Annotated in this window: 8 protein-coding genes; 4 read left to right on the top strand and 4 right to left on the bottom strand. The window is 72.0% G+C overall.

Going from position 1 to position 8308, the window contains the following annotated elements; genetic code table 11:
• A partial coding sequence (locus tag ACIA8D_RS10550; RefSeq protein ID WP_399230666.1) for a helix-turn-helix domain-containing protein occupies positions 1–382 on the bottom strand: 382 nt, incomplete at its 3' end.
• A 25-nt stretch (positions 383–407) separates the two neighbouring features.
• Between ACIA8D_RS10550 and tnpA the strand changes: the two genes are divergently transcribed.
• Entirely contained in the window at positions 408–824 is a 417-nt protein-coding gene (gene tnpA / locus ACIA8D_RS10545; protein ID WP_399230664.1) for an IS200/IS605 family transposase, read from the top strand.
• Between the two features lie 130 nt (positions 825–954).
• Here tnpA and ACIA8D_RS10540 read toward each other — a convergent pair whose 3' ends face one another.
• Complete coding sequence (locus ACIA8D_RS10540; RefSeq protein ID WP_399230663.1) at positions 955–2526, bottom strand: esterase-like activity of phytase family protein; 1572 nt, start codon at positions 2524–2526, stop codon at positions 955–957.
• Positions 2523–2936 (bottom strand): hypothetical protein, encoded by a 414-nt coding sequence (locus tag ACIA8D_RS10535; protein ID WP_399230661.1) that lies wholly within the window; start codon positions 2934–2936, stop codon positions 2523–2525. Before ACIA8D_RS10535 ends, ACIA8D_RS10540 begins: the two co-directional genes overlap by 4 nt.
• Positions 2937–3125: 189 nt before the next feature.
• On the opposite strand from ACIA8D_RS10535, the gene ACIA8D_RS10530 reads away from it, so the two are divergent.
• The gene (locus ACIA8D_RS10530) at positions 3126–5171 is read left to right on the top strand and encodes an NAD(+) synthase (RefSeq protein WP_399230659.1); all 2046 of its coding nucleotides are present in this window, start codon (positions 3126–3128) and stop codon (positions 5169–5171) included.
• A 71-nt stretch (positions 5172–5242) separates the two neighbouring features.
• Here the strand turns inward: ACIA8D_RS10530 and ACIA8D_RS10525 are convergent, their stop codons facing one another.
• Positions 5243–6235: a GlxA family transcriptional regulator gene (locus ACIA8D_RS10525; RefSeq protein WP_399230657.1), complete on the bottom strand. Its 993-nt coding sequence runs from the start codon at positions 6233–6235 to the stop codon at positions 5243–5245.
• Between the two features lie 70 nt (positions 6236–6305).
• On the opposite strand from ACIA8D_RS10525, the gene ACIA8D_RS10520 reads away from it, so the two are divergent.
• Both ACIA8D_RS10520 and mmuM read left to right on the top strand, forming a co-directional pair.
• Positions 6306–7280 (top strand): NADP-dependent oxidoreductase, encoded by a 975-nt coding sequence (locus tag ACIA8D_RS10520; RefSeq protein WP_399230655.1) that lies wholly within the window; start codon positions 6306–6308, stop codon positions 7278–7280.
• A 25-nt stretch (positions 7281–7305) separates the two neighbouring features.
• The gene (gene mmuM, locus ACIA8D_RS10515; protein WP_399230654.1) at positions 7306–8205 is read left to right on the top strand and encodes a homocysteine S-methyltransferase; all 900 of its coding nucleotides are present in this window, start codon (positions 7306–7308) and stop codon (positions 8203–8205) included.
• Positions 8206–8308 lie beyond the last annotated feature (103 nt).

Below are 8308 nucleotides of genomic sequence, written 5' to 3'. Positions count from 1 at the left end.
AGCGGGCATTCGCGGTGAACCGGATCGCCTGCCGGGCGTCCTTGCGGGAGCGGAAGGAGGGCTCACCCATCTTCGGCCCCTTGCGCTCACCCTTGGGGGAGGCGAAGAAGTTGTTGTAAGCCTCGTCCGCGTCCCGCAGAGCCTGTTGCAGGACGACGGAGGAGACCTCGCCCAGCCATACTCGCTCCGGACGCTGCTTGCCCTGGGTGATCAGCGTCTTGGACAGGGCGGTGAAGGTCGGGTAGGGCTCCTTGGCCGCATACGCGGCACGGCGGACGGCCACAGCGTCGTTGAACACGACCCGCGCACACCCGAACGCCTGGGCCAACGCCCGCTGTTGGCCCGGCTCCGGGTACAACCTGAAGGCGTACCGAAGCTGCATGCCGACGATCCTACATACTTGGGTTATGGGCGAGATGCAGAACATCAGAACAGGCAGACACTGCGCTTTCGTCATGCACGTTCACTTGGTCTTCGTGACCAAGTTCCGCCACAAAGTATTCAGAGGCGATCATTTGCGGCGCATGGAGGAGATAATGCGGGCGGTCTGCGTCGACTTCGAGTGTGAGCTGATCGAGTTCAACGGTGAGGACAACCACGTCCATCTCCTGGTCAACTTCCCCCCGAAGGTGGCCGTGACCAAACTGGTCAACTCCCTCAAGGGCGTCTCCTCCCGGCGCCTGCGCCAGGAATTCCCCGACCTCGTACAGCACTACTGGCGGGCCAACAAGCTCTGGTCCGGCTCCTACTTCGCCGGCACCGTCGGCGGCGCACCCCTGACAGTCGTCAAGCAGTACATCGAGCAGCAGAACCGCCCCGCATGAACCAGCCTTGGACGGCTCCGCCGTCCTGGCGCACAGGGCGACGCTCCGCGCCACCAGCCCTATGGGCAGCCCCACCCTGCTCCACAGGGCACGATGCCGCGACGCTCCGCGTCGCAATTGGAGATTCGCTTCACCACCGGACTGAAGCCCGATGCACTGCGAATGAATCCCGGTAGCGCAGGATGTTGCGGCCCCGTTCGTCGCCGTCCGCGGCGAGCGAGGTCTCCAGGGCGACGAACAGGTAACGGTCGCCCGGCGAGAGCGTCATCGACTCGATGGTGTGGCCCGCCGTGGCCCCGCCCTTCGGGTAGATCTCGAACTCCTTGGGAAGCGGCAGCGGATCGCCCTCCTGGTCGCCCGACGCGAGGTCGAAGCGGCGGATCGTGGGCGCGGTCTCGCCCGCCACGAAGGCCGCCTTGCCGTCCTTCTCCACGGCGATCGCCTCGGCGTCGAACCACTTGCCGAAGGGCTCTCCCCTGTGCGGGCGCAGGGTGCGGGCGCGGCCCGCCTCCGGTCGCAGGTCGTCGGGCGAGCGCAGGGTGATCGGGAAGATCCGGGCGGCGTCGTTGTCGGCCACCGCGTACACCGTGCTAGGGCCCACGGACTGCGGGCCGCCCGGAGCGAACGCCAGGCCGGAGAGTCCGGCCACCGGATCGATGTCGACCTCGTCCTTGTCCAGCGCGTCGGAATGGTCGAGCAGCGCCGCGTCGGCCGAGCACGCGCCGCGCGCCTCCTGGCGGGCGGGCCGCCCGTCCAGCTTGTGCTCGACGTAGGGCGCGCCGAATCCGGCGCTGAGCCCGAGCGCGAGGCCGATGGCGATGCCGACGGCCAGGGCGCGCCCGCGCCTTGCGGGCGGTGCCGGGGCGGCGGGCGGCTCCGGGGCGGGCCTGCGGGCGGCGTTGCGCACGAAGGCGTACTCGCCGAGCCCGTTCTCGTCCGTGCACAGCGGGGCCGACGCGTCGCTCCCTTCCTGCCGCGCCGCCCACTCCTCGACGCGGTCCCGCACCCGCTCGAAGACGTCCTTGAGGCGGATCGACTCGCCCGCGTCGCGGTCGCCCTGTTCGAGCACCTCCACCAGCGCGCCCGTGAACACCGAGCAGCGTTCCGGGTCGGGGGCGTGCGAGGCGCGGTTGTGCGGCGACGAGGCCATCAGATAGAGGCCCTTCAGGTCGCGGACGGACCGCGCGGCGACCTCGCCTCCGCTCTCGCCCCCGGACATCGCGCCGTCGCGTGTCCACTGGGCGCTGTAGCAGCAGTCCAGGATGAGCACGGTCCGCGGTGCGGGCGAGCGACTGATGGCCTTGCGTACGTACTTGGTGTCGACGCAGGTCTCCGGCTGTCCCCGCTCCGTGTCGGGCAGCGTCAGGAACAGCCGGTTGTCCTCGCCGTCGCGCATGCCGTGGCCCGCGTAGTACACGATCAGGGTGTCCTCGGCGGCGAGCTTTCCCGCGGCCTCGATCGCGGCGGTCACCTGGCGGGCCGCGGCCGGGTTGCCGAGCACCGTGACCCGGTCCCTGTTGAAGCCGCCGATGTCCCGGTCGAGCAGCACCTTCTCCAGCTGCTCCAGGTTGCGTGCGACGCTGTCGAGCCGCTGCATCGAAGCGTGCCGGTAGTCGTTGACACCGATCAGCAGGCACGCGGACCTCTTCGGGTCGACGCGATGCGCTGCCGCGCCGCCCGCTCCTGATGCGGCGTCCGTCATCGGGGGGCTCCGTCGCCGTCGCCCCCGGGGCGCCCTTCGCCGGGGTTCGTCCCGTCGGTCCGCTCGGCGTCGCGCAGGCCGATGTCCCGCAGCAGCCCGCCGATCCGTTCGACGTCCTCGCCCCGCACGGTGAACGCGAGCTCGCCCTCGTGCCCGCGGCTGCGCCACCAGCCGCGGACACTGTGCGTCACCTCGATCGCCAGGGACACGGCGCCGCACGCGGCCCCGAACCATTCGAGTACGTCGCCCATCGCGCCGGGCCGGTCCTGGTACGCGCTCTCGACGCGCAGCCCCGCGGACCGCAGCTCGTCGTCGTCCTCCAGCCAGTCCCGCAGCGAGAGCAGTTCCTTGTCGCCGTCCGCACCTCGCACGCCCACTTCGCCCTGCGGGACCGAGAACCTGATCTCCACGCTTCCCCCTGTCCGCGTGCTCCCCGTGCACATCGCGAAAACGCTTGCACAACTCCCGTGGCGCGTAAGGGAATGACGGGAGAAGTCTCCCCGAACGAGAACCCACCCGAACCACTTCGCTCACGCCACGATCGGAATGTGGCCAAGCCCCGCCGCGCACGGCCACGGCCCGGTTGACATCATGGGCGGGTGAACTTCCGGTCGATCTACAGTCACGGTTTCGCGCGGGTCGCCGCGTGCACCGGCCACGCCGCCATCGCCGACCCGCGCACCAACGCGGAGGCGGTCCTGCGCCAGGGCCGCCGCAGCGCCGAGGACGGAGTCGCCGTCGCCCTCTTCCCCGAGATGGGCCTGTGCGGCTACTCCATCGAGGACCTGGTCCTCCAGGACCCGGTGCTCGACGAGGTGGAGGAGGCACTCGCCGACATCGTCACGGGCTCCGCCGACCTCCTGCCGGTCCTCGTGGTGGGCGCGCCGCTGCGGCACCGCAACCGCATCTACAACTGCGCGGTCGTCGTGCACCGCGGCCGCGTCCTGGGCGTGGCCCCGAAGTCGTACCTCCCCACCTACCGGGAGTTCTACGAGAAGCGCCAGATCGCGGCGGGCGACGACGAGCGCGGCGGCACGATCCGGGTCGGTGGCACCGAGGTCCCCTTCGGCACGGACCTGCTGTTCGCCGCCGAGGACGTGCCCGGACTGGTCCTGCACGCGGAGATCTGCGAGGACATGTGGGTCCCGGTGCCGCCGAGCGCGGAGGCCGCCCTCGCCGGTGCGACCGTCCTGCTGAACCTCTCCGGCAGCCCCATCACGGTCGGCCGCGCCGAGGACCGCAAGCTGCTGTGCCGCTCCGCGTCGGCCCGCTGCCTGAGCGCGTACGTCTACGCGGCGGCGGGAGCGGGAGAGTCGACGACCGACCTCTCGTGGGACGGCCAGACCATGATCTACGAGAACGGGAACCTGCTCGCCGAGACGGACCGCTTCCCGCTCGGCGACCAGCACGCCGTGGCCGACGTCGACCTCGACCTGCTGCGCCAGGAACGCCAGCGGATGGGCACGTTCGACGACAACCGCCGCACGCACGCCGCGCGCACCGGCGACTTCCGCCGCGTGGACTTCCACCTGGACCCGCCCACGAGCACCGACCTGGGGCTCAAGCGCCGTCTGGAGCGCTACCCGTTCGTCCCGGCCGATGCCGAGCGGCTCGCCCAGGACTGCTACGAGGCGTACAACATCCAGGTCTCGGGCCTGGTGCAGCGGCTCGGCGCGATCGGCGACCCCAAGATCGTCATCGGCGTCTCGGGCGGCCTCGACTCCACGCACGCCCTGATCGTCGCGGCACGCGCGATGGACCGGGCGGGCCGCCCCCGCACCGACATCCTGGCCTTCACGATGCCGGGCTTCGCGACGGGCGAGCACACCAAGTCCAACGCGCACGCCCTGATGAAGTCCCTCGGCGTCACGGCCGCCGAGCTGGACATCACGGACACGGCCCGCCTGATGCTCCGCGAGATGGAGCACCCGTTCGCGAACGGCGAGCCGGCCTACGACGTCACCTTCGAGAACGTCCAGGCGGGCCTGCGCACCGACTACCTGTTCCGCCTCGCCAATCAGCGCGGCGGCATCGTGCTGGGCACCGGCGACCTGTCCGAGCTGGCGCTCGGCTGGTGCACGTACGGCGTCGGCGACCAGATGAGCCACTACAACGTCAACGGCGGGGTGCCGAAGACGCTCATCCAGCACCTCATCCGCTGGGTCGTCAGCAGCGACCAGTTCGGCGACGAGGCCGGGAGGATCCTCACCGCGATCCTCGACACGGAGATCAGCCCCGAGCTGGTCCCCGGCGAGGAGTTGCAGTCCACCGAGTCGAAGATCGGCCCGTACGCGCTGCACGACTTCACGCTCTACCACGTGCTGCGGTACGGCTTCCGGCCCTCGAAGATCGCGTTCCTGGCGTGGCACGCCTGGCGCGACGTGGAGGCGGGCGAGTGGCCGCCCGGCTTCCCTGTGGACAAGCGCGGCGCGTACGACCTCGCGGAGATCAAGCACTGGCTGGAGTACTTCTGCCGGCGCTTCTTCTCCTTCGCGCAGTTCAAGCGGTCCGCGATGCCGAACGGGCCGAAGGTGTCGGCCGGCGGCTCGCTCTCGCCGCGCGGTGACTGGCGCGCACCGTCCGACGGCAACGCACGGGCGTGGCTGCGGGACCTGGAGCGGTGGGAGTGGCCCGAAGGGGTGTGAGCCCTCAGGAGTGCCGGGGACCGTGACGCCTGACGACGGGATTGTCGTCGTCAGGCGTCACAGTCCCCCTCTCACGTCGCGCCCACCGGGCCCGCGCGGAACGTGCGGCGGTACGCCTGCGGGGTGACCCCGATGGTGGCGTGCAGGTGCTGGCGCAGCGAGGTGCCGGTGGCGAAGCCGACCTCCGCGGCGATCCGGTCGACCGACAGATCCGTCGACTCCAGCAGATGGCGGGCGCGGTGCACGCGCTGGAGGATCAGCCAGCGGCCGGGGCTCGTGCCCGTCTCCTCCTGGAAGCGGCGGGCGAAGGTGCGCGGGCTCATCCGGGCGTGCGCGGCCCATTCGCGCAGCGCGAGCGGCCGGTCGAGGCGCTCCAGGGCCCAGGCGCGGGCGGGCGCGGTGCCGCTGTCGCCCTCGTCGGGGACCGGCTGCTCGATGTACTGGGCCTGGCCGCCCTCGCGCCACGGCGGGACGACGCAGCACTTGGCCACGAAGTTGGCGAGGGCGCTGCCGTGGTCGGAGCGCACCAGGTGCAGGCAGACGTCGAGTCCTGACGCCGCGCCCGCCGAGGTCAGCACGTCGCCGTCCTCGACGAACAGTACGTCCGGGTCCAGGGCGACGTACGGGAACATCCGGCGGAAGCGGTCCGCGAGCGCCCAGTGCGTGGTGGCGCGCCGGCCGTCGAGCATCCCGGCGGCGGCGAGCGCGAACGCTCCCGTGCAGATGGAGACGGTGCGGGCGCCGGGCCTGATGCGGGCGAGCGCCCCCCGTTCGGCGGCGGGCAGCGGCTCGTCGATGCGCGCCATGTCGTACGGCGGGACGATCACGGTGTCGGCGTGCTCCAGCGCCTCCGGGCCGTGCGCGACGGTGATCGTGAAGTCGGCGTCCGTGCGTACGGTGCGGTCCTCCGTCGCGGCGCAGGTCAGCACCTCGTAGGCGGTGCCCGCCGAGCCGAAGACCCGTTTCGGGATGCCGAGCTCGAAGGGGTAGACCCCGTCGAGCGCGAGCACGACCACGCGGTGGGGTGCGCTTTCGGGTGCTGCGCTTTCGGGTGCTCCACTCATGGCACGATCCTATCGCTGGATGGCCATCTTGCCATTGTCGCTGCCGGTGCCGTGGGCGCAGGCTGGTTCCATGAGCGACGACGACACCACCACCACCGCGACCGCCACCATGAAGGCCGTCGGCCAGGACACCCTCGGGGCGCCCGAGGTGCTGCACGAGATCGATGTTCCGCGACCGAAGCCCGGCATCGGGCAGATCGTGGTCGCCGTGCACGCGGCAGGCCTCAACCCGACCGACTACAAGCACCGCGCGTTCGGCCTGTTCCTCGGCGAGCCGCCGTTCGTGCTCGGCTGGGACGTGTCCGGGGTCGTCGAGTCCGTGGGGCTCGGCGTCTCGTTGCACAAGCCGGGCGACGAGGTCTTCGGCATGCTGCCGTATCCGTACGGGGCCGGTTCGCACGCCGAGTACGTCGCCGGGCCCGCCCGCGCCTTCGTGCCGAAGCCGGAGGGGTTGAGCCATGTCGAGGCGGGCGCGCTGCCGCTCGTCGGGCTGACCGCCTGGCAGGCGCTCGTCGACGTCGCCCAAGTGGAGCCCGGTCAACGGGTGTTGGTGCAGGCGGCGGCTGGCGGTGTCGGGCATGTGGCCGTACAGATCGCCAAGGCGCGCGGCGCGTACGTCATCGGGACGGCGTCGGCCGCCAAGCACGAGTTCGTCCGGGGCCTGGGCGCCGACGAGGTCATCGACTACCGCACCGCCGACTTCGCGGCCGAGACCGGGGACATCGACGTCGTCCTCGACACCCTCGGCGGCGCGGACCGGCTGCGCTCCCTGGACGTCCTGAAGCCGGGCGGCGTGCTCGTCTCGCTGCTGCCGGTCGACTTCGACGAAGTCACCGCGCGGGCCGGGGAGTTGGGGGTACGGGCCACCGCGATGCTCGTCGAGCACGACCAAGCGGGGATGCGGGCCGTCGCCGAACTCGTCGAGTCGGGCCGGCTCACCGTGCACGTGGCGGGCACCCACCCGCTGGCCGAGGCCGCCAAGGCGCACGCGGAGGGCGACACGGGCCGGGTGACCGGCAAGCTCGTCCTCACTGTGCGGCCGTAGCCTTGGGCCGGATAGCGTCGGCCCCATGACCAGCGACTCCTTCACCCGCGCCGTCACCTCGGGCGCGCTCGTCCTCGACGGCGGCCTGTCCAACCAACTGGAGGCCGCAGGGCACGACCTGAGCGACGAACTGTGGTCGGCGCGGCTGCTCGCCGAGGTGCCGGAGGCGATCGTCGCGGCGCATCGGGCGTACTACGAGGCGGGCGCGAGCGTCGCCATCACGGCGAGCTACCAGGCCACCTTCGAGGGGTTCGCGCGGCGCGGTGCCGGGCGGGCGCGGGCAGCTCAACTCATGCGGTCGAGCGTGGAGTTGGCGCGCGACGCGGCCACCGGGTGCGACCGGCCCCTGTGGGTGGCCGCGTCCGCCGGGCCCTACGGGGCGATGCTCGCCGACGGGTCCGAGTACCGGGGGCGGTACGGGCTGAGCGAGGAGGAGTTGTACGCGTTCCACCGGCCGCGCCTCGAAGTGCTCGCCGAGGCGGAACCTGATGTGTTCGCCCTGGAGACCGTGCCCGACGCGGACGAGGCGCGGGCGCTGGTGCGGGCGGTGCGCGGGCTCGGGGTGCCGGCCTGGCTCTCGTACAGCGTGGACGGGGTCCTCACGCGTGCCGGGCAGCCGCTGGAGGAGGCGTTCGGGGTGGCCGCGGACGCCGACGAGGTCGTCGCGGTCGGCGTCAACTGCTGCGCCCCGTGGGACGTGGAGGCGGCCGTGCGGCTCGCCGCCCGTGTCACCGGCAAGCCCGCCGTCGCCTACCCCAACAGCGGCGAGGAGTGGGACGCCGAGGCGCGGGCCTGGGCGGGCCGTGCCGCGTTCGCGCCGGAACAGGTGACCGCGTGGCGGGACGCCGGGGCCCGCCTGATCGGCGGCTGCTGCCGGGTCGGACCGGGCGCGGTGACGGGGATCGCGGCGGCGCTCGGCCGCTAGATCCTGTCGTTCGCACCGGGGCTAGGGCTTGTCGTGTGGGTGGGGGCCCCCCCCCCCCCCCCCCCCCCCACACAACCCCCCCCCCCCCCCGCCCCCCCCCCAG

The sequence above is a fragment of the Streptomyces sp. NPDC051684 genome, from assembly GCF_044453445.1.
GTDB lineage: Bacteria > Actinomycetota > Actinomycetes > Streptomycetales > Streptomycetaceae > Streptomyces.
The sequence above is the reverse complement of the archived record's forward strand: the minus strand, read 5'-3'. Positions and strand labels throughout refer to the sequence as shown.

What these genes read in the sequence shown, in the direction of transcription:
- tnpA (WP_399230664.1), top strand. Translation starts at nt 408, where the DNA reads ATGGGCGAGATGCAGAACATCAGAACAGGCAGACACTGCGCTTTCGTC.
- ACIA8D_RS10540 (WP_399230663.1), bottom strand. Translation starts at nt 2,526, where the DNA reads ATGACGGACGCCGCATCAGGAGCGGGCGGCGCGGCAGCGCATCGCGTC.
- ACIA8D_RS10525 (WP_399230657.1), bottom strand. Translation starts at nt 6,235, where the DNA reads ATGAGTGGAGCACCCGAAAGCGCAGCACCCGAAAGCGCACCCCACCGC.
- ACIA8D_RS10520 (WP_399230655.1), top strand. Translation starts at nt 6,306, where the DNA reads ATGAGCGACGACGACACCACCACCACCGCGACCGCCACCATGAAGGCC.
- mmuM (WP_399230654.1), top strand. Translation starts at nt 7,306, where the DNA reads ATGACCAGCGACTCCTTCACCCGCGCCGTCACCTCGGGCGCGCTCGTC.